2 protein-coding genes are annotated in these 911 nt (G+C 70.0%); both read left to right on the top strand.

The genetic code is table 11. The annotated features are described in order from the left end of the window. A partial coding sequence (locus ACY5KJ_RS19720; RefSeq protein WP_462204066.1) for a GtrA family protein occupies positions 1-565 on the top strand: 565 nt, incomplete at its 5' end. Continuing rightward, positions 552-728 carry a hypothetical protein gene (locus ACY5KJ_RS19715; protein WP_462188038.1) on the top strand — a complete coding sequence of 59 codons (177 nt, stop codon included), beginning with the start codon at positions 552-554 and terminating at the stop codon, positions 726-728. The genes ACY5KJ_RS19720 and ACY5KJ_RS19715, both read left to right, overlap by 14 nt. The last annotated feature ends 183 nt before the right edge of the window (positions 729-911 follow it).

Raw genomic sequence — 911 nt, 5'->3', positions numbered from 1 at the left:
GCGTGTCCGCGAGATCGGGTACGCCTTCGCCGAGCGGCACGCCGGGACCTCCAACGCCTCGCTGACCGAAGGCGCCCGCTTCGCCCGGCGGCTGTTCGCGTTGCGGGTTCCGAAGCCCGCGCGCTTCGCCCTGGTCGGGGCGTCCGGGACGGTGCCGAACCTGCTTGGCACCGCCGTGCTTCACCACGTCGGCCTGCACTACCTGGCCGCGGCGATCGTCGCGACCCAGATCGCCATCGGCTGGAACTTCCTCGGCTGCGAGCTCCTGGCCTGGGACCGGGAGACGGGTTCCCGGCTGCGTCGCTATCCGGCGTTCGCGCTCATCAACAACCTCGATCTGGTCATCCGGCTGCCACTGCTCGCGGTGCTGGTCGGGCGATGGCATCTCGGCGTCGGCATCTCGACCCTGATGTCCCTGGCCGCCGCGGTGATCGTCCGATACCTGGTGGTGGATCGGCTGGTGTACCGGCGACGGGCGGTGCCTGAGCGGGCGGTGCCTGAGCGGGCGGCGTCGCCGTCGCGCGGAAGGCCGTCGGAGGACGGGGTGCCCGGTGCGGTTTCGTAGCCCACCCGCCGGTGACGGCGTACGCCTCGGCGCCGACGGGGTCCTCATCCGGCTGTTCTGTTCCGGGCATGTGCAGCTCCCCGACGGGCGGATCCTGCTTGCCGGCGGCACCTTGGCGTATTCCACGCCAACGACGAACTACAAGGGAATGGCGAGGAGCTAATTCGCCGATACCACGGTCGCCGAGTACGTGGCCGACCTCCCGAAGCTCGTCGCGGCGAACTGACCCTCCATCCAGGCCGGGGACCGGACCCGCCGCGGTGTCGCCCGCCCGCGGTGCTCCGTGCCCACCCCTTTCAGGCAGGTACAGGTGACATCCGATTCTGATGCTGATTCCGATTCCGAA

This window comes from Frankia sp. CcWB3 (genome assembly GCF_977927595.1).
The sequence above is the reverse complement of the archived record's forward strand: the minus strand, read 5'-3'. Positions and strand labels throughout refer to the sequence as shown.